16 protein-coding genes are annotated in these 19,180 nt (G+C 70.8%); 4 read left to right on the plus strand and 12 right to left on the minus strand.

Going from position 1 to position 19,180, the window contains the following annotated elements; all coding sequences use genetic code 11:
* Nucleotides 1-74: 74 nt before the first annotated feature.
* A complete protein-coding gene (locus tag Sfulv_RS11155) occupies nt 75-1,232 on the minus strand; it encodes an acyl-CoA dehydrogenase (protein WP_173313544.1) in 1,158 nt (385 codons plus the stop codon).
* A 276-nt stretch (nt 1,233-1,508) separates the two neighbouring features.
* Between Sfulv_RS11155 and Sfulv_RS11160 the strand changes: the two genes are divergently transcribed.
* A complete protein-coding gene (locus Sfulv_RS11160) occupies nt 1,509-2,852 on the plus strand; it encodes a UDP-glucose dehydrogenase family protein (RefSeq protein ID WP_173313545.1) in 1,344 nt (447 codons plus the stop codon).
* A 120-nt stretch (nt 2,853-2,972) separates the two neighbouring features.
* On the opposite strand, the gene Sfulv_RS11165 is transcribed toward Sfulv_RS11160, so the two are convergent.
* Genes Sfulv_RS11165 through Sfulv_RS11175 form a run of 3 tightly spaced genes read right to left on the minus strand, consistent with a single transcriptional unit; the run spans nt 2,973 to nt 5,845 of the window.
* On the minus strand, nt 2,973-4,166 hold the full coding sequence (locus tag Sfulv_RS11165) for a dipeptidase (protein ID WP_173313546.1): 1,194 nt from the start codon (nt 4,164-4,166) through the stop codon (nt 2,973-2,975).
* A 6-nt stretch (nt 4,167-4,172) separates the two neighbouring features.
* The gene (purE, locus tag Sfulv_RS11170; protein ID WP_173313547.1) at nt 4,173-4,709 is read right to left on the minus strand and encodes a 5-(carboxyamino)imidazole ribonucleotide mutase; all 537 of its coding nucleotides are present in this window, start codon (nt 4,707-4,709) and stop codon (nt 4,173-4,175) included.
* Nucleotides 4,706-5,845, minus strand: coding sequence for a 5-(carboxyamino)imidazole ribonucleotide synthase (locus Sfulv_RS11175; protein ID WP_178134757.1), 1,140 nt, complete (start codon nt 5,843-5,845; stop codon nt 4,706-4,708). Before Sfulv_RS11175 ends, purE begins: the two co-directional genes overlap by 4 nt.
* A 219-nt stretch (nt 5,846-6,064) precedes the next feature.
* On the opposite strand from Sfulv_RS11175, the gene Sfulv_RS11180 reads away from it, so the two are divergent.
* On the plus strand, nt 6,065-6,664 hold the full coding sequence (locus Sfulv_RS11180; RefSeq protein ID WP_173313548.1) for a GtrA family protein: 600 nt from the start codon (nt 6,065-6,067) through the stop codon (nt 6,662-6,664).
* A gap of 19 nt (nt 6,665-6,683) precedes the next feature.
* Here Sfulv_RS11180 and Sfulv_RS11185 read toward each other — a convergent pair whose 3' ends face one another.
* Both Sfulv_RS11185 and Sfulv_RS11190 read right to left on the minus strand, forming a co-directional pair.
* Nucleotides 6,684-7,949 (minus strand): sensor histidine kinase, encoded by a 1,266-nt coding sequence (locus Sfulv_RS11185; protein WP_173313549.1) that lies wholly within the window; start codon nt 7,947-7,949, stop codon nt 6,684-6,686.
* A gap of 15 nt (nt 7,950-7,964) precedes the next feature.
* Nucleotides 7,965-8,642, minus strand: coding sequence for a response regulator transcription factor (locus Sfulv_RS11190; RefSeq protein WP_173313550.1), 678 nt, complete (start codon nt 8,640-8,642; stop codon nt 7,965-7,967).
* Between the two features lie 487 nt (nt 8,643-9,129).
* Between Sfulv_RS11190 and Sfulv_RS11195 the strand changes: the two genes are divergently transcribed.
* A complete protein-coding gene (locus tag Sfulv_RS11195; RefSeq protein WP_173313551.1) occupies nt 9,130-10,614 on the plus strand; it encodes an oligopeptide:H+ symporter in 1,485 nt (494 codons plus the stop codon).
* Nucleotides 10,615-10,828: 214 nt separating this feature from the next.
* Here the strand turns inward: Sfulv_RS11195 and Sfulv_RS11200 are convergent, their stop codons facing one another.
* Nucleotides 10,829-11,320, minus strand: a complete 492-nt coding sequence (locus tag Sfulv_RS11200) for an ATP-binding protein (protein ID WP_173313552.1) — start codon at nt 11,318-11,320, stop codon at nt 10,829-10,831.
* Nucleotides 11,321-11,514: 194 nt separating this feature from the next.
* Nucleotides 11,515-11,883 carry an STAS domain-containing protein gene (locus Sfulv_RS11205; protein WP_173313553.1) on the minus strand — a complete coding sequence of 123 codons (369 nt, stop codon included), beginning with the start codon at nt 11,881-11,883 and terminating at the stop codon, nt 11,515-11,517.
* A 282-nt stretch (nt 11,884-12,165) separates the two neighbouring features.
* Between Sfulv_RS11205 and Sfulv_RS11210 the strand changes: the two genes are divergently transcribed.
* Nucleotides 12,166-13,125, plus strand: a complete 960-nt coding sequence (locus Sfulv_RS11210; protein ID WP_173313554.1) for an RNA polymerase sigma factor SigF — start codon at nt 12,166-12,168, stop codon at nt 13,123-13,125.
* A gap of 188 nt (nt 13,126-13,313) precedes the next feature.
* Here the strand turns inward: Sfulv_RS11210 and hutI are convergent, their stop codons facing one another.
* From hutI to hutU, 4 genes are all read right to left on the minus strand, one after another.
* Nucleotides 13,314-14,486 (minus strand): imidazolonepropionase, encoded by a 1,173-nt coding sequence (gene hutI, locus Sfulv_RS11215; protein ID WP_173313555.1) that lies wholly within the window; start codon nt 14,484-14,486, stop codon nt 13,314-13,316.
* Nucleotides 14,487-14,530: 44 nt separating this feature from the next.
* Nucleotides 14,531-15,880, minus strand: a complete 1,350-nt coding sequence (locus Sfulv_RS11220; protein ID WP_173317758.1) for a formimidoylglutamate deiminase — start codon at nt 15,878-15,880, stop codon at nt 14,531-14,533.
* A gap of 17 nt (nt 15,881-15,897) precedes the next feature.
* Nucleotides 15,898-17,112, minus strand: coding sequence for an allantoate amidohydrolase (locus Sfulv_RS11225; protein WP_173317756.1), 1,215 nt, complete (start codon nt 17,110-17,112; stop codon nt 15,898-15,900).
* A gap of 230 nt (nt 17,113-17,342) precedes the next feature.
* Entirely contained in the window at nt 17,343-19,001 is a 1,659-nt protein-coding gene (gene hutU, locus Sfulv_RS11230; RefSeq protein WP_173313556.1) for a urocanate hydratase, read from the minus strand.
* Nucleotides 19,002-19,180 lie beyond the last annotated feature (179 nt).

A 19,180-nucleotide genomic window follows, 5' to 3' on the forward strand; every position in this document is an offset into this window, starting at 1 on the left:
GGGGCGTTCATTCGGTTTGTTCGGGGTGATCAGAGGAGAGCGTGGAAGGGGTTGCAACCTCTGCGAAAGCCCTGCTACGGCAGGTTCCTCGCCATCACGATCCGCTGGACCTGGTTCGTGCCCTCGTAGATCTGCGTGATCTTCGCGTCGCGCATCATCCGCTCCACCGGGTAGTCCCGCGTGTAGCCGTAGCCGCCGAGGAGCTGTACCGCGTCCGTGGTGACCTCCATCGCGACGTCCGACGCGAAGCACTTGGCCGCGGCGCCGGCGAACGTGAGGTCCCTGTCGCCGCGCTCCGACTTGGCGGCGGCCGAGTACGTCAGCTGGCGGGCGGCCTCGATCTTCATGGCCATGTCCGCGAGCATGAACTGCACGCCCTGGAACTCCGCGATCGGCTTGCCGAACTGCTTGCGCTCCTGGACGTAACCCTTGGCGTAGTCCAGCGCGCCCTGGGCGACGCCGAGCGCCTGGGCCGCGATCGTGATGCGGGTGTGGTCCAGGGTCTTCATCGCGGTGGCGAAGCCCGTGCCCTCCTCGCCGATCATCCGGTCGGCGGGGATACGGACGTTGTCGAGGTAGACCTCGCGGGTCGGGGAGCCCTTGATGCCGAGCTTCTTCTCCGGGGCGCCGAAGGAGACACCCTCGTCGGACTTCTCGACGACGAAGGCCGAGATGCCCTTGGAGCGCTTCGTCGGGTCCGTGACGGCCATGACCGTGTAGAAGTCGGAGACGCCCGCGTTGGTGATCCAGCGCTTCACCCCGTTGAGGACCCAGAAGTCGCCGTCGCGGACGGCCCTGGTCTTCATACCGGCGGCGTCGGAACCCGCGTCCGGCTCGGAGAGGCAGTACGAGAACATCGCGTCACCCTTGGCGAGCGGGCCCAGGTACTTCCTCTTCAGCTCCTCGGAGCCGGAGAGGATCACCGGGAGCGAGCCCAGCTTGTTCACGGCCGGGATGAGGGAGGAGGAGCAGCAGACGCGGGCCACTTCCTCGATGACGATGACCGTGGCGAGCGCGTCGGCGCCGGCGCCGCCGTACTCCTCGGGTACGTGGACGGCGTGCAGGTCGGAGGCGACGAGCGCGTCGAGGGCCTCCTGCGGGAAGCGGGACTCCTCGTCGACCGCTGCCGCGTGCGGGGCGATCTTCGCTTCGGCGAGCGAGCGGACCGTCTCGCGGAGCATGTCGTGCTCCTCCGCCGGACGGTACAGGTCGAAATCGGTCGAACCCGCCAAGACTCTCACTCCCCAGATGTGCTAACTACCGTTAAGTAACCCGATTTTAGTGGGCCGCTCGGGCAATGGCATACGCAACCGTCGCGTGAGCTTGACGACAGGGGTGGTGCAAAGGGGGCATGACTCGGAAGGACCGGTGGCGCGCGGTGGACGGGTGAGGGAATCGCACGGTGGACGGGTGGGGCAAATACAACCGGGCGGGTGAGGGAAATACAGGTTCCGGAGCGCGACTATGCTCGGCTCCGCACGCCCGTCCGTATCTCCCAGGAGCACTCCATGGCCCTCAAGATCACCGTGATCGGCACCGGCTACCTCGGCGCCACCCACGCCGCGGCCATGGCGGAGCTGGGCTTCGACGTCCTGGGGCTCGACGTCGTGCCGGAGAAGATCGAGATGCTCTCGGCCGGCAAGGTGCCGATGTACGAGCCGGGGCTCGAAGAGATCCTGCGGAAGCACGTCGCCGGGATCGAGGGGTCCACCGGGCGGCTGCGGTTCACCACCTCCTGGGAGGAGGTGGGTGCCTTCGGTGACGTCCACTTCGTCTGCGTGAACACTCCGCAGAAGCACGGCGAGTACGCCTGTGACATGAGCTATGTGGACAGCGCCTTCGACTCGCTCGCGCCGCAGCTGACCCGGTCGGCCCTCGTCGTCGGGAAGTCCACCGTGCCGGTCGGCTCCGCCGCGCGGCTCGCGGCGCGGCTCGCGGAGCTGGCCCCGGTGGGCGCGGACGCCGAGCTGGCGTGGAACCCGGAGTTCCTGCGGGAGGGCTTCGCCGTCCAGGACACCCTGCACCCGGACCGGATCGTCGTCGGGGTGGAGAGCGAGCGGGCCGAGAAGCTGCTGCGCGAGGTGTACGCGGGGCCGCTCGGGGAGGGGTCGCCGTTCGTGGTGACGGACTACCCGACCGCCGAGCTGGTCAAGACGTCCGCGAACTCCTTCCTGGCGACCAAGATCTCGTTCATCAACGCCATGGCCGAGGTCTGCGAGGCGGCCGACGGCGACGTGGTGAAGCTGGCCGAGGCGATCGGCCACGACGACCGCATCGGGAAGAAGTTCCTGCGGGCGGGCATCGGGTTCGGTGGCGGCTGCCTGCCCAAGGACATCCGGGCCTTCATGGCCCGTGCGGGTGAGCTCGGCGCGGACCAGGCGCTGACCTTCCTGCGCGAGGTCGACTCGATCAACATGCGGCGCCGCGGCCACATGGTCGAGCTGGCCCGGGAGGCCGTGGGCGGCGATTCGTTCCTGGGCAGGCGGGTGGCTGTGCTCGGCGCCACGTTCAAGCCGGACTCCGACGACGTACGGGACTCGCCCGCGCTCAACGTGGCCGGTCAGATCCACCTCCAGGGTGGACAGGTCACGGTGTTCGACCCCAAGGGCATGGACAACGCCCGGCGGCTGTTCCCCACGCTCGCCTACGCGGACTCGGCGCTGGATGCCGTGCGCGGTGCGGATGTGGTGCTTCACCTGACCGAGTGGCGTGAGTTCCGTGAGCTGGACCCGGCGGAGCTGGGCGAGGCGGCGGCGCGGCGGATCATCCTGGACGGACGCAACGCGCTCGATCCCGCGCTGTGGCGTGAGGCGGGGTGGACGTTCCGGGCGATGGGGCGGCCGAAGGCGTGACGGTCGGGGCAGGGCGGATGTGAGCCGGGTACGCCCGGTGGACGCTCCGTCCTCGGTCGCCGTGCGGGCGCGGTTCAGGCCGGACCAGGGGTACGGACCGTGGCCCGTACCCCGGTCGGCTCAGACCGTGTAGCCGTCCACTTCGCCGATCGTGGCGTGCGAGGGGCCGTAGCGGGCGCTGAGGTCGCGGGCCACCGCTTCCGCGTCGCGCAGCACCCGGACGGCGTTGCGCCAGGTCAGCTTGGCGAGGTCGGCGGCGGACCAGCCGCGGGCGAGGAGCTCCGCGATCAGGTTCGGATAGCCGGCGACGTCCCGCAGCCCCTCCGGGAGGAAGGCCGTGCCGTCGAAGTCGCCGCCGATGCCGATGTGGTTGATGCCGGCGACCTCGCGCATGTGGTCGAGGTGGTCGGCGATCGTGGCGACGGTGGCCTCGGGGCGCGGGTAGGCCGCCTCGAAGTCGGCGTGGACGCGCATGGCCGCCGATGTGGTGTCCAGGTGGTGCAGGCCGTGCTCGCGCATGTTGCGGTCGGCGGCCAGCGTCCAGGCGACGGCGGCCGGGAGGACGAACTTCGGCACGAACGTCGCCATGGCCACGCCCCCGTTGACCGGGAGCTGTGCCAGCACGTCGTCCGGGATGTTACGCGGGTGGTCGCAGATCGCCCGCGCCGAGGAGTGCGAGAAGATCACCGGCGCGGTGGAGGTGGCGATCGCCTGGCGCATCGTCGTGGCCGCCACGTGGGAGAGGTCGACCAGCATGCCGATGCGGTTCATCTCCCGTACGACCTCGCGGCCGAACGCTGAGAGGCCGCCGAGGCGCGGGACGTCGGTCGCCGAGTCCGCCCAGTCGATGTTGTCGTTGTGCGTCAGCGTCATGTAGCGCACGCCGAGGGTGTGCAGGGCGCGCAGGGTACCCAGCGAGTTGTTGATGGAGTGGCCGCCCTCGGCGCCCATCAGGGAGGCGATCCGGCCCTCGGCGCGGGCGGTCTCCATGTCGTCGGCGGTCAGTGCGCGCCGCAGGTCCGCGGGGTAGCGGGCCAGCATCTCGGCGACGATGTCGATCTGTTCGAGGGTGGCGCTGACCGCGGCGTCACCGGCCAGGTCGCTGCGGACGTAGACCGACCAGAACTGCGCCCCGACGCCGCCGGCGCGCAGCCGGGGGATGTCGGTGTGCAGGGCGCCGGTGAGGTCGGTGGCGATGTCGCGGGCGTCCAGGTCGTAGCCGACCTGTTCGCGCAGGGCCCAGGGCAGGTCGTTGTGGCCGTCGACGACGGGGTGGGCGGCGAGGAGTTCCCGGGCCCGGTCCAGGTGGTCCACGGTGCCCTACTTCCCGAAGCCGAAGGAGTCGGCGCCCTCGACCTTGGCCCGCAGCCGTTTCCCCTTCTCGGTCGCCTGGTCGTTCAGTTCCCGCTGGAAGTCCCGCATCCGCGTCATCAGCTCGCTGTCGTGGGCGGCGAGGATGCGGGCGGCGAGCAGGCCGGCGTTACGCGCTCCGCCGACCGAGACGGTGGCGACGGGGACGCCCGCGGGCATCTGCACGATGGAGAGGAGGCTGTCCATGCCGTCGAGGTACTTCAGCGGGACGGGGACGCCGATGACGGGCAGCGGGGTCACCGACGCGAGCATGCCGGGCAGGTGGGCCGCGCCGCCCGCGCCCGCGATGATCGCCTTGAGACCGCGGCCGGCCGCCTCCTCGCCGTACGCGATCATCTCGCGGGGCATGCGGTGGGCGGAGACGACGTCGACCTCGTAGGGGATCTCGAACTCGTCGAGGGCCTTCGCGGCTGCTTCCATGACGGGCCAGTCGGAGTCCGAGCCCATGACGATGCCAATGACGGGGGCGGTACCGGGGGAGGTCATTCGGTGATCGTTCCTCGCAGGTAGTCGGCCGCGTGCCGGGCGCGCTCCCGCACGTCCGCCAGGTCGTCGCCGTAGGTGTTGACGTGCCCGACCTTGCGGCCCGGCTTCACGTCCTTGCCGTACATGTGGATCTTGAGCTGCGGGTCACGGGCCATGCAGTGCAGATACGCCTGGTACATGTCCGGGTAGTCACCGCCCAGGACGTTGCACATGACCGTCCACGGGGCGCGCGGGCGCGGGTCGCCCAGCGGGAGGTCCAGGACCGCCCGCACGTGGTTGGCGAACTGCGAGGTGATCGCGCCGTCCTGGGTCCAGTGCCCGGAGTTGTGCGGGCGCATCGCCAGTTCGTTGACGAGAATGCGGCCGTCCCGGGTCTCGAACAGCTCGACGGCCAGGTGGCCGACGACTCCGAGCTCGGCGGCGATCCGCAGGGCGAGCTGCTGGGCCTCGCCCGCGAGCCGCTCGTCGAGGCCGGGGGCCGGGGCGATGACCGTGTCGCAGACGCCGTCGACCTGGATCGACTCGACGACCGGGTAGGCGACGGCCTGGCCGTGCGGGGAGCGGACGATGTTGGCCGCCAGCTCCCGTACGAAGTCGACCTTCTCCTCCGCGAGGACGGGGACGCCCGCCCGGAAGGGCTCGGCCGCGTCCTCCTCGGAGCGGACGACCCACACGCCCTTGCCGTCGTAGCCGCCGCGGACCGTCTTGAGGATCACGGGGAAGCCGCCGGCCTCGGCCGCGAAGGCGGCGGCGTCGGCCGGGTCCCGGACCAGGCGGTGGCGGGGGCAGGGTGCGCCGATCTCGGTGAGTCTGGCCCGCATCACCCCCTTGTCCTGGGCGTGCACCAGGGCGTCGGGGCCGGGGCGGACGGGGATGCCGTCCGCCTCCAGGGCCCGCAGGTGCTCTGTCGGCACGTGCTCGTGATCGAAGGTGATCACGTCGCAGCCGCGCGCGAAGGCCCGCAGCGTGTCCAGGTCGCGATAGTCGCCGATGACGACTTCGCTCACCACCTGGGCCGCCGAGTCCTGGGGGGTGTCACTGAGGAGCTTGAATTTCAGGCCGAGGGGGATACCCGCCTCGTGGGTCATACGGGCGAGCTGACCGCCGCCGACCATGCCGACTACCGGGAACGTCACCCCTCCAGAGTATCCGCCGCGCCGGGGCCCTCCGGACGGCGGACCGGTGGCGGACAGGTGACGGACAGGTGCCGGGGCGGACGGGGGCGTGCCGCACCGCACCGCATTCCCCTGGCTTCCGGCCGCGCCCTCCTCCCCCGCGCTCACCGCCATCACACGGGAGGGCTGGTTAGCATGGCCGGGTTGACGAAACCGAACGGACGGGGCTGAGCGGTCACCATGGACGAACGTGGCGCATTGCGGGCCCGCCTGGATGTTCTGGGCCGGGAGGCCGCCAAGTTCGGCGCGGTCGGCGCGGTCGGCGTGCTGGTCAACATCGCGGTCTCCAACCTGATCTGGCGCACCACCGACATTCCGGTGGTCCGGGCCGGCCTCATGGCGACCTGCGTCGCCATCCTCTTCAACTACGTGGGCTTCCGTTACTGGACCTACCGGGACCGCGACAAGAGGCGCAGGACCCGGGAGCTGATGCTGTTCCTGGCGTTCAGCGCCGTGGGCGCGGTGATCGAGGTCGGGGTGCTGTACGCGGCGACGTACGGGTTCGGCTGGGACACCCCGCTCCAGAACAACGTCTTCAAGATCGTCGGGATCGGGGTCGCGACCCTGTTCCGCTTCTGGTCCTACCGGACCTGGGTGTTCAAGGCGCTGCCCGCCAAAGGGGCGGAAGGGGCTGCGGAGGCCCCGGAGGCCCCGGATGCGGCCGTGACGCCGGAGGACGTTTCCGCGTCGGCGGAGACCGCGCCCCAGCCGCCCCGTACCCCGCCGGTCCCGCTGGTCGAGCAGGTCACGCGGGTGGAGCCGGGCCCCGTACGCAACTGAGCGCGGTCACTGGGAGCGGTCAGCGCACCGGACGGTCCTCGTCCTTGCGTTTCCTGGCCACCCTGCTGAGGAAGAGGGCGAAGACCGGGGGCTGCTGCTGAAGCAGCTCCAGCCGCCCGCCGTCCGCCTCCGCGAGGTCCCGGGCGACGGCGAGGCCGATCCCGGTGGAGTTGCGGCCGCTGATCGTGCGCTCGAAGATCCGCGCACCGAGGTCGGCGGGGACGCCCGGCCCCTCGTCCGTCACCTCGATGACCACCTGGTTGCCGGTGACCCGGGTGCGCAGCGCGACCGTACCGCCTCCGTGCATCAGCGAGTTCTCGATCAGCGCGGCGAGCACCTGCGCCACCGCGCCGGGGGTCCCGACCGCCCGCAGTCCGTGCTTGCCGGAGCAGACGACCGCGCGGCCGGCGCTGCGGTAGGCGGGGCGCCACTCCTCGATCTGCTGCTTGACGACCTCGTCGAGGTCGAAGACGACGGCGGAGCCGGTACGCGGGTCGCGCGAGTTGGTCAGCAGCCGCTCCACCACGTCGGTCAGCCGCTCGACCTGGGTCAGGGCGATGTGCGCCTCCTCCTTCACCGTCTCCAGGTCCTCGGTGACGGAGATCTCCTCGATCCGCATGGAGAGCGCGGTGAGCGGGGTGCGGAGCTGGTGCGAGGCGTCGGCGGCGAGGCGCCGTTCCGCCGTCAGCATCCGGGCGATCCGCTCGGCTGAGGAGTCCAGGACGTCGGCCACGCGGTCCAGCTCCGGGACCCCGTACCGCTTGTGGCGGGGGCGTGGGTCACCGGAGCCGAGGCGTTCCGCCGTCTCGGCGAGGTCGGTCAGCGGTGAGGCCAGCCGGTTGGCCTGGCGTACGGCGAGGAGTACGGCCGAGACGATCGCGAGGAGCGCCACCGCGCCGATGATCAGGAGGGTGCGGCCGAGCTCGCGGGTGACGGCCGAACCGGACTCCTCGACGGTGACCCTCTCCCCCTGTTCCCCCGTCGTCGAGCTGCGGATGACGTCACCCTCGGGGCGCTCGCCGACCTCGATGGGGTCCCGGCCCGGGATGTCCACCCGTGCGTAGCGGTTGGAGTCGACCTGCTCGGCCAGGACGCCGGCGGTGATCCGCTCGTCACCGAGCAGCCGGCTGTCCACGACGCTGATCAGCCGCAGCGCCTCGGAGTCGACGCTCTCCTGGGCGCTGCTGCTGATGGTGCGGCTCTCCACGAGGACGAGGGAGACGCCGAAGACGGCGATCACCACGAGCACCACGGCGAGCGTGGAGTTGATCAGTCGACGGCGCATGAGTGTCTCTGTACGTCAGCTCTTCTCGAACCGGAAGCCGACGCCCCGCACCGTCGCGATGTAGCGGGGGTTGGCGGCGTCGTCGCCGAGCTTCTTGCGGAGCCAGGAGATGTGCATGTCGAGCGTCTTGGTGGAGGACCACCAGGTGGTGTCCCAGACCTCGCGCATCAGCTGGTCCCGGGTGACGACCCGGCCGGCGTCCCGGACGAGGACGCGCAGCAGGTCGAATTCCTTGGCGGTGAGCTGGAGTTCCTCGTCGCCCATCCAGGCCCGGTGCGACTCGACGTCGATGCGCACGCCGTGGGTCGCGGGCTGCACCGCGGGCTCGGTCGCGCCGCGCCGCAGCAGGGCCCGGACCCGGGCCAGCAGTTCGGCGAGGCGGAAGGGCTTGGTGACGTAGTCGTCGGCCCCCGCGTCGAGACCGACCACGGTGTCGACCTCGTCGGCGCGGGCGGTCAGCACCAGGATCGGTACGGCGAGTCCGTCACCGCGCAGTCGGCGGGCGACTTCGAGGCCGTCCATCCCGGGCAGCCCCAGGTCGAGCACGACGAGATCGATACCGCCCTGGAGTCCGGCGTCCAGCGCGGAAGGACCGTCCTGCCGGACTTCGACCTCGTAACCCTCCCGACGCAGTGCGCGGGCCAGTGGCTCCGAGATGGACGCGTCGTCCTCGGCGAGCAGTACACGGGTCATGGGGTGATGGTAGTCCGCACGGAGGGCGAGGAGTGAGGTGCTGGTGCAGCCCTCTGTATCTGGGCAGCGAACTCTCTGTGGACCTTCGAAGATGAGACCCTGGTTCCGACATCACCTGTGATCCATGTCTCAAGTCCTTTCATAACCCGCACTGTCGTGTCGTATGGTGTTCCGACGCCTGATGCACTACGGAAGGACCTTTGGGCAGCTTTGAGCGCCAAGGGTCTTTTTTCTGTGCGGGCCGGTGCCCACCGGCCTTGAAGGTGAATGACCTGTGGGCCGGGCCCGGCGCGTACTGCGCGCGCCGGGTGTGGATCCCGCTGCGGTCGGCTCCTCCTGCTCCGGCATCGACTCCGTACGGAGAGCGGTGGCCTGAGCGGGTCCCTTCGAGTGGAGGGGACGGGGCAGGTCCGCGCCGGTGCCGGCCACCCCTCACCGGGCGCGTAACGCTCACGAGGCGACGCGTCCCGACCAGCAAGGATCGACCATGGCTTCCAGCCTGACGAAGGATTCCGTCAGTACCGGCGGTAAGACCTTCTTCGGCCACCCCCGCGGCCTGGCCACTCTCTTCATGACGGAGATGTGGGAGCGCTTCAGCTACTACGGAATGCGCGCACTCCTCCCGCTGTACCTCATCGCCCCGAACGGGCTCGACATGAACGCGGGTACGGCCACCGCGATCTACTCGGTCTACCTCTCCCTGGTGTACCTGCTCGCCATGCCCGGCGGCTGGTTCGGTGACCGTGTCTGGGGTCCGCGCAAGACCGTCGCCATCGCGGGCGGGGTCATCATGATCGGCCACCTGACGCTGGCGCTGCCGTCCGAAGGCACGTTCTTCGCCGGTCTCGGGCTGGTGGCGATCGGTTCCGGGCTGCTGAAGTCCAACATCTCGACGATGGTCGGCCACCTCTACGACGGCCCGGACGACCCGCGCCGCGACGGTGGCTTCACGATCTTCTACATGGGCATCAACATGGGTGCCTTCGCGGCGCCCCTGGTCATCGGCACCATCGGTGAGAACGTCAACTGGCACCTGGGCTTCGCGATCGCCGCGCTCGGCATGGGCCTGGGCGTCGCGCAGTTCCTGCTCGGTACGCGTCACCTGAACGAGCGCAGCCTCGTCGTCCCGAAGCCGCTGGACCGCGCCGAACGCGCGTCGACCCTGCGCAAGGCCATGATCTGGATGGGCGTCGCGGCCGTCTTCTACGCCGGCACCGTCGTGACGGGCGTCTACACGCTCAACTGGCTCCTGGTCCCGATCACCATCGCCGGTCTGGTCATCCCGGTGATCGTCCTGGCGCGCATCAAGCGCGACAAGGACCTCAGCGCCGCCGAGCAGTCGAAGATGTCCGGCTACATCTGGTTCTTCGTCGCCGCCGCCATCTTCTGGATGATCTACGACCAGGGCGGCTCGACGCTGGCGATCTTCGCCGAGTCCTCCGCGGAGAACTCGGTCCTCGGCTGGGACTTCCCCGTCTCCTGGTACCAGTCGGTCAACCCGGTCCTGATCATGGCGCTGGCCCCGGTCTTCGCCGCCTTCTGGCTGGCGCTGAACCGGCGGGGCAAGGAGCCGAGCACCATCGTGAAGTTCAGCTCCGGTCTGGTGCTGGTCGGTGCGTCGTTCTTCGTCTTCCTGCTGCCGCTGACGATCGCGGGCGACGGCCACAAGGCCGCCGCAATGTGGCTGGTCGCGATCTACTTCATCCAGACCGTCGCCGAGCTGACGCTCTCCCCGGTCGGCCTCTCCGTCACCACGAAGATGGCGCCGGCCAAGTACGCCAGCCAGATGATGGGTGTCTGGTTCCTGGCGGTGACGGCCGGTGACTGCACCACCGGTCTGCTGTCCATCGCCGGGGTCGAGCTCAACGGCACCGGAGTGGTCGCCCTCCAGGCCGCCCTCGCGGTGCTCGCGGGTGTCGCGATCTTCATGTACCGCGGCAAGGTCAAGGAACTCATGGGCAACGTCCGCTGACGTACGTCCTCACCCGCAAGGAGGGCCGCCGCACCGATCCCGGTGCGGCGGCCCTCCTTCGTCATGCCCTGGTGGCTGGCGGGTCCGGGCCGTGACGGGAGTCCGTAAGGCTGCCGGACGTTGTTCTACGCCCTAGGGGCCAGACATGACAGAGGAGCGCACCGATCCGGTGCGCTCCTGCGAGGACGAGCCCGGGCACGGCCCGGAGGGGGGATCACGCGGGGGAGGCGAGCTCCGCCCAGACGGTCTTGCCCGGTGATTCGGGCGTACGGGTGACGCCCCAGTCCAGGCAGAGCCGCTGCACGATGAACATCCCGTGGCCGCCGGGCCGCCCCGCGCGGTGCGGGGTGCGCGGCGTGGGCTGACCCGCGCCGCGGTCGACGACCTCCACCCGCAGCGCCTTGGGCGTGTGCCCGATACGGAGCTCCTCGGGGCCGTCCGCGTGCAGGCAGGCGTTCGTGACCAGCTCGGAGACGACCAGCAGCACGTCCTCGGCGGCGGCGCGCCGGTCGGCCCCCGCCGCCGGGAGCCAGCCCCAGTCGTACAGTGCCTGCCGGGCGAAATCGCGGGCCATCGGCACGATGCCGCTGGCCTGCCCCAGTGAGAGCGTGCGCCACTGCCGGTCGCCCGGGGTGGCGTCGGGCTCGCCCGCGCCGTCCGAGTCGCGGCCGAGGTCGCCCGGCGGATGCTGCCGGGTGGTGCTCATCAGCGCTTCACCTCACCGATTCACCATGTCGCCATTGAACGGATAACTGATCAGATACAGAGTGTGCGGGCTGCCAGGACGCCACCGAGGTGTCTCCTGCCCTGCCGAATCGTGACAACACCCACTCGGGCCACGTGATCGTGTGACGAGGGCGGCAGATGTGGCGCCCGGGACCCCGGGGTGTGTGCCCGCGGTCAGGGCTTGAGTGCGTCTTCGAGTGAGGCGTGGACGGTGAACACCGCGTCGGCCCCGGTGATCTCGAAGACTCTCGCCACGACGGGCCGCATGCCGGCCAGGTGGACACCGCCGCCTTCCGCCTCGGATCTGAGACGTGCGCCCAGCAGGACGTTCAGTCCGGTCGAGTCGCAGAAATCAAGGCGCGAGCAGTCGACCACCAGGCGCACGCGCCCCTGCTCGACCGCACTCTCCAGAGGCTCTCGCAGCAAGTCCGCGGTGTGGTGATCGAGCTCACCCACCGGCGTCACAACCTCGCTGTGCCCTTCGGTTCGAACCTCGACGTGAAGCCGACCCCGGTTCGCACTGCCGACCGTCCCGCGGTCCATGCCCGTTCCTCTTCGTCGTCCGTCACCGCCCGCGCGTGTTTCTGCGCGGCTGTCTGCCTAGCTATCGCCGACGTTCGAGAAACAGTACGCGTTCCGTACGCCACGCGGTACCCGAAGAACTTGACAAAGCGGACATAGGACATGATTTGCAGCTTGTAAGTCGCAGCAGGAACCGGGTAAGGGTAGGGACATACCAATTTTCGTGGCTTCGGAGGCGCCGCTTCACCGCAGGAACACGTATAGGCATCGGCAGCCATATGCCGAGAACGATGGAGGAGAAGCATGTCACCCCGGCTCGACGTACCGCGTACCCACAACGCGCCGTCGACATGTCCTCAGGGACCGACCGATTCCGGCTCCCTTGCCGCGATCGCCGTACCCGGCCCGCGCGCCGGCACCACCAGCACCACCGGAAGTACGGAAACCACCGGCACGACCGACCTCACAGACGCCGACGTCCCGCCCCACACGGAGCTGGGGCCGCTGGACTCCCGGGCGCTGTCCAGGACCCTCTTCGCACGGCTTGAGACCCTCGAAGAGGGCACCCACGAGTACGCGTACGTCCGCAACACACTCGTCGAGCTGAATCTGACGCTCGTCAAGTTCGCGGCATCCCGGTTCCGCTCCCGCAGCGAGCCGATGGAGGACATCGTCCAGGTCGGCACGATAGGGCTGATCAAGGCGATCGACCGCTTCGAGCTCAGCCGCGGCGTCGAGTTCCCGACCTTCGCGCTTCCGACCATCACGGGCGAGATCAAGCGTTTCTTCCGCGACACCAGTTGGTCCGTGCGCGTCCCGCGCCGACTCCAGGAGCTGCGGCTCGACCTCGCCAGGGCGGGCGACGAGCTCGCCCAGCAGCTGGACAGGGCTCCCACCGTGACGGAGCTCGGCGAACGCCTCGGCATCACCGACGGCGAGGTCGTCGAGGGAATGACCGCGAGCAACGCGTACACCGCGAGCTCGCTGGACGCCAGGCCCGAGGAGGACGACAACGAGAGCACGCTGGCGGACCGGATCGGCTACGAGGACCACGGGCTCGAAGGCATCGAGTACGTCGAGTCCCTCAAGCCGCTCATCGCCTCCCTCCCGGCCCGTGACCGGAAGATCCTCTCCCTCCGCTTCGTCGCCAACATGACGCAGTCGGAGATCGGCGAGGAGCTCGGCCTCTCGCAGATGCACGTCTCCCGGCTGCTCTCGCGGACCCTGGGCAAGCTCAGGAAGGGCCTGACCCTGGAGGAATGACCTGCCGCGCCGGACGCTGTCGGCCCGGCACCGGTGACATCTTGCGGAAGGACCTGCCTGGGGACGGGCGGGTCCTTCCGCATTTCTCGTTTTTCTTCCGCAGGGGGCATCCGGCGTTCCGCTTTCGGCAAGCGGCATGCGGCATGCGTGAGGCCGCGTCGGGTGCGGCGGGCGCTGGGACGGGCCGGTCAGAGGGTGCGTTCGCCGCGCTGCCAGACCGCGCTGACCAGGGGGACGCCCGGCCGGTAGGCGAGGTGGACGTGGCTCGGGGCGTCCAGGATGACGAGGTCCGCGCGGGCGCCCCGGGTGAGGACGCCGACGTCCGTACGGCGCAGCGCCGCGGCGCCGCCCGCGGTGGCCGACCAGAGCGCCTCGTCCGGCGTCATGCCCATGTCCCGTACGGCGAGCGCGATGCAGAAGGGCATGGAGGACGTGAAGGACGAGCCCGGGTTGCAGTCCGTGGAGAGCGCGACCGTGGCTCCCGCCTCCAGGATGCGCCGGGCGTCGGGCCAGGCCGCGCGGGTGGAGAACTCGGCGCCCGGCAGGAGGGTGGCCACCGTGTCGCCCTGGCCGAGCGCGTCGAGGTCCGCGTCCGTCAGGTGGGTGCAGTGGTCGGCGGACGCGGCGTCGAGCTCCACCGCGAGCTGGACGCCGGGGCCGTGACCCAGCTGGTTGGCGTGGACGCGCGGATGCAGGCCCTTGGCGCGGCCCGCCGTGAGGATGGCGCGAGCCTGGTCGCCGTCGAAGGCGCCCTTCTCGCAGAAGACGTCGATCCAGCGGGCGTACGGGGCGCAGGCGTCCAGCATCGGGCCGGTGACCAGCTCCACGTAACCGGCCGGGTCGTCGGCGTGGTCGGCGGGTACGACGTGGGCGCCGAGGTAGGTCACCTCATCGGTGTGGCGGGCGGCGATACGCAGGGCGCGGGCCTCGTCCTCGACGGTGAGGCCGTAGCCGGACTTGGTCTCGAACGTGGTGGTGCCCTGGCGTGCCGCCTCGGCGAGGTAGCGCGAGACGTTCGCGTCCAGCTCCTCGTCGGAGGCGGCGCGGGTGGCGGCGACGGTCGTCCTGATGCCGCCCGCGGTGTAGGGGAGGCCGGACATCCGGGCGTTGAACTCCTCGGTGCGGTCCCCCGCGAAGAGGAGGTGGGAGTGGGAGTCCACGAAGCCCGGGATCACGGCCCGGCCGCCCGCGTCGACGGCGTTGTCAGTGGCGGGTGCTTTGCTTGATTCACCGGTCCAGACGACGCGGTCGCCTTCGATGACGACGGCCGCGTCCCGGATCAGGCCCAGGGGGGTCCCGTTTCCGAGGGAGGGGTCGTTGGTGACCAGGCTGGCGATGTTGATGACGGCGGTCGTCGTCATGAGGAGGCTGTTTCTCCTTGCGCGAGGGTCCGGGGAGTCCTGGGTCAGCCGTGCAGGGCGGCAATGGCCGAGGCGAGTGCCGCGGGCACGTCCCGCACCCGGGTGTGGTGACCGTCCTGGACGATGTGCCGCCCCGCGACGACCGTGTGCCGCACATCCGCGGCGGAGCCGGCGAATACGACTGCTTCGGCTGCCAGCCGGGGCAGCGGCCCCGCTGTTCTGACGGAGTCCAGGGCGACGGTGGTGAGGTCGGCGGGCGCACCGGGTTCGATGACGCCCGCGTCCGGGCGGCCGAGTGCGGCGTGCCCGGTGGCGGAGGCCGCGCGCAGGAGGGCCGCCGCGGTCCAGTGGCCGCGTACGTGGGTGCGCAGGCGCTCGTTGAGCTCCATCGCGCGCGCCTCTTCGAAGAGGTCGATCACGGCGTGGCTGTCGCTGCCCAGCGAGAGCGGGGAGCCCGCGCGCTGGAGGGCGACGGCGGGTCCGATGCCGTCGGCGAGGTCGCGTTCGGTGGTGGGGCACATGCAGGTGCCGGTGCCGGAGGAGCCCAGCAGGTCGATGTCCTCTGCCGTGAGGTGCGTGTTGTGGATGCCGGTCGTGCGGCGGCCGAGCACGCCGTGGTCGGCGAGCAGCCGGGCGGGGGTGCGGCCGTGGGCCGCGAGACAGGCGTCGTTCTCCGCGATCTGCTCGGAGAGGTGGACGTGCAGCGGGGCGTCCCGCTCCTCGGCCCACTGGGCGACGGTGGCGAGCTGCCCGGCCGGCACGGCGCGTACGGAGTGGACGGCGGCGCCGATCAGGGCGTGGTCGTCACCCTTGAGGAGGGAGGCGCGCTCGGCCCAGGCGTCGGCCGTGGTGTCGGAGAAGCGCAGCTGCTGGCGTCCGGGTTTCTGGCCGAAACCGGCGGCGAGGTAGGCGGTGTCCAGCAGCGTGATGCGGATTCCGGCCTCGGCGGCGGCGGCGATGAGCGCCTCGCCCATCGCGTTGGGGTTCTCGTAGGGGGTGCCGCCCGGCGCGTGGTGCAGATAGTGGAACTCACCGACGGAGGTGATGCCGGCCAGGGCCATTTCGGCGTACGTGGCGCGGGCCAGGTCGTGGTACGTGTCGGGGGTCAGCCGGGAGGCCGTCCCGTACATCAGCTCGCGCCAGGTCCAGAAGGTGCCGGAGCCCACCTGGGCGCTGCCGCGCAGCGCCCGGTGGAAGGCGTGCGAGTGGGTGTTGGCCAGCCCGGGGAGCGTCAGTCCGCGCAGGGCTGTGGCGCCGGGCGGGGGCACCTCGACGCCGGTGCGCACACCGGTGATCCGGCCACCGGTCACGTCCAGGGTGACGCCGGGCTCCACATGGTTGCCGAGCCAGGCGTGGGAGAGCCAGTAGGTGGCGGATGCCGGTGCGTCGGGCATCGGGGTCGGCTCGGTCGTCAGCGGCACGCGAGGCCCTCCAGTACGTCGGCGAGTGCGATGACACCGGCCACGCAGTCGTCCTCGGCGGCGTATTCGGCCGGCGAGTGGGAAATGCCGGTGGGGTTGCGGACGAACAGCATGGCGGTAGGTACCGAAGCGGACAAAATACCCGCATCGTGCCCCGCTCCGGTGCTGAGGACGGGTACGGCGCGGCCCGTGTCGCGCGAGGGCCGCCGGGCGAGGGTCTCGGCGATCTCGTCCCGCAGGGTGTGTGCGAACTCCACCACCGGGGTGAAGGACTCCCGGACGACGTCGAGGTCGATCCCGGCCCGCTGGGCGTGGTCGCGGGCGGCCCGTTCGATGCCCGCGACGACGGTGTCCAGGGTGGCCTGGTCGGCGGCGCGTGAGTCGAGCCAGCCGCGTACGAGGGAGGGGATGGCGTTGACCCCGTTGGGCTCGACGGTGATCTTGCCGAAGGTGGCCAGCGCGCCGGCGAGTTCCGCCTCACGGCGGGCGGCGAGCACGGTCTCGGCGTACGTCAGCATCGGATCGCGCCGGTCGGCGAGCCGGGTGGTCCCGGCGTGGTTGGCCTCGCCTCCGAAGTCGAAGCGCCAGCGCCCGTGCGGCCAGATGGCGGAGGCGATGCCGACCGGATCGCCGGAGAGGTCGAGGGCGCGCCCCTGCTCCACGTGCAGTTCGACGAACGCGCCGATTCGGGCGAGGCGTTCGGGGTCCGGGCCGATCGCGTCGGGGTCGTGTCCTGCGGCGGCCATGGCCTGCGGCAGGGACGTCCCGTCCCCGTCGCGGAGCCGGTGCGCGCGCTCGCGGCTCAGCTGCCCGGCGGCGAGCCGGGAGCCCGCGCAGGCGAGCCCGAAGCGGGCCCCCTCCTCGTCACCGAAGTTGGTGACGGCCAGCGGCTTGACGAACTCCGCTCCCCTGCGGCGGAGTTCGTCGAGTGCGGCGAAGGAGGAGACCACGCCGAGGGGGCCGTCGAAGGCGCCGCCGTCCGGCACGGAGTCCAGGTGCGAGCCGGTGACGACGGCGTCGCCCGCGAGGGGGTCACCGAGCCAGGCCCACTGGTTTCCGTTGCGGTCCACCTCACAGGTGAGGCCGCGGGCCTCGGCCTGCGTACGGAACCAGGCGCGGCAGTCCGCGTCGGCCGCGGTCCAGGCGTACCGCCGGTATCCGCCGGAGCGGGCGTCGCGCCCGAGGGGGGCGAGGTCGCGCCACATCTCGTGGAAGGAGGAACCGCTCCCGTGGGAGGAGGGACCGCCGGCCTGCGCGGCGGTGGCCGGGCGCGGCGCGGCGGTGGCCTCCGCGCCGGAGGAGGAGCGGCTGTCCGGTGCGACCGGGGCCGCGGCGGAGGGGCGGGAGCCGTCCGGTGCGACCGGCTCCGTACCGGAGGGGCGGCCGTCCGGTGCGACTGGGCCCGCGCCCGAAGAGCGGCCGTCCGCGGGGGCGGTCATTCGGTCTCCGTCATCGGGACGCGTACGCCCTTGTCCTCGGCTACCGACTCCGCGATGTCGTACCCGGCGTCGACGTGCCGGATGACGCCCATGCCCGGGTCGTTCGTCAGCACCCGGTGGATCTTCTCGCCCGCCAGCCTCGTGCCGTCGGCGACGGTGACCTGGCCCGCGTGGATGGAGCGGCCCATGCCGACGCCGCCTCCGTGGTGGATCGACACCCAGGACGCCCCGGACGCCACGTTGACCATGGCGTTCAGCAGCGGCCAGTCGGCGATGGCGTCGGAGCCGTCGAGCATGGCCTCGGTCTCGCGGTACGGCGAGGCGACCGAGCCGCAGTCCAGGTGGTCGCGCCCGATGACCAGCGGGGCGGCGAGGTCGCCGCTCGCCACCATGTCGTTGAAGCGCTCGCCCGCCTTGTCGCGTTCGCCGTAGCCGAGCCAGCAGATGCGGGCCGGGAGCCCCTGGAAGCGGACGCGCTCACCGGCCATCTTGATCCAGCGGTGCAGGGACTCGTTCTCCGGGAAGAGGTCGAGCAGCGCCTTGTCCGTCTTGTGGATGTCGGACGCCTCGCCCGAGAGCGCGGCCCAGCGGAAGGGGCCCTTGCCCTCGCAGAAGAGCGGCCGGATGTAGGCGGGCACGAAGCCCGGGAAGTCGAATGCCCGCTCGTAGCCCGCGAGTCGCGCCTCCCCGCGGATCGAGTTGCCGTAGTCGAAGACCTCGGCGCCCGCGTCCATGAAGCCGACCATCGCCTCGACGTGGGCGGCCATCGACTCCCGCGCCCGCTGGGTGAAGTCGGCGGGCTTCTCGGCGGCGTACGAGGCCATGTCGTCGAAGTCGACGCCGAGCGGCAGATAGGCGAGCGGGTCGTGGGCGCTGGTCTGGTCGGTGACGATGTCGACCGGGGCGCCCTCGGCGAGCATGCGGGGCAGCAGCTCCGCCGCGTTGCCGAGCAGGCCGATGGAGAGCGGGCGGCGGGCGTCGCGGGCCTCGACGGCGAGCTGGAGCGCATGCTCCAGGCTGTCGGCCCGCACGTCCAGGAAGCGGTGCTCGATCCGGCGCTCGATGGCGCGCGGGTCGCAGTCGACGCAGATCGCGACGCCGTCGTTCATGGTCACGGCCAGCGGCTGGGCGCCGCCCATGCCGCCGAGCCCGGCCGTCAGGGTGATCGTCCCCGCGAGCGTTCCGCCGAACTTCTTCGCGGCGACGGCGGCGAACGTCTCGTACGTGCCCTGGAGGATGCCCTGGGTGCCGATGTAGATCCAGGAACCGGCGGTCATCTGCCCGTACATGGTGAGGCCGAGGGATTCCAGGCGGCGGAACTCCTCCCAGTTCGCCCAGTCGCCGACCAGGTTGGAGTTGGCGATCAGGACGCGCGGCGCCCACTCGTGGGTCTGCATGACCCCGACCGGCCGCCCGGACTGCACGAGCATCGTCTCGTCCTGCTTGAGCGTCCGCAGCGTACGGACCATGGCGTCGAACGAGCGCCAGTCACGGGCGGCCTTGCCCGTGCCGCCGTAGACGACGAGCTTGTCGGGGTGCTCGGCGACCTCGGGGTCCAGGTTGTTCTGGAGCATGCGGAGGGCGGCTTCCTGCTGCCATCCCAGGGCGCTCAGTTCGGTACCGCGCGGTGCCCGTACGGGGCGGGGTCCTGACATGGAAATGCCTCCTCGCGACTACGACTACGACTACGACGCCGGCTCCGGCTCCGGCTCCGGCTCCGGCGTGACCGTGAAACTTCTATTCATATCCTGGAGGTCTGAATACTTGTAGTCAACAGGTGAGCCGTCGCCACGCCCGGGCAAATGTCCCCCACCACACACCCGGGGGAGGTATC

This window comes from Streptomyces fulvorobeus (assembly GCF_013167895.1).
GTDB classification, from domain to species: domain Bacteria; phylum Actinomycetota; class Actinomycetes; order Streptomycetales; family Streptomycetaceae; genus Streptomyces; species Streptomyces fulvorobeus.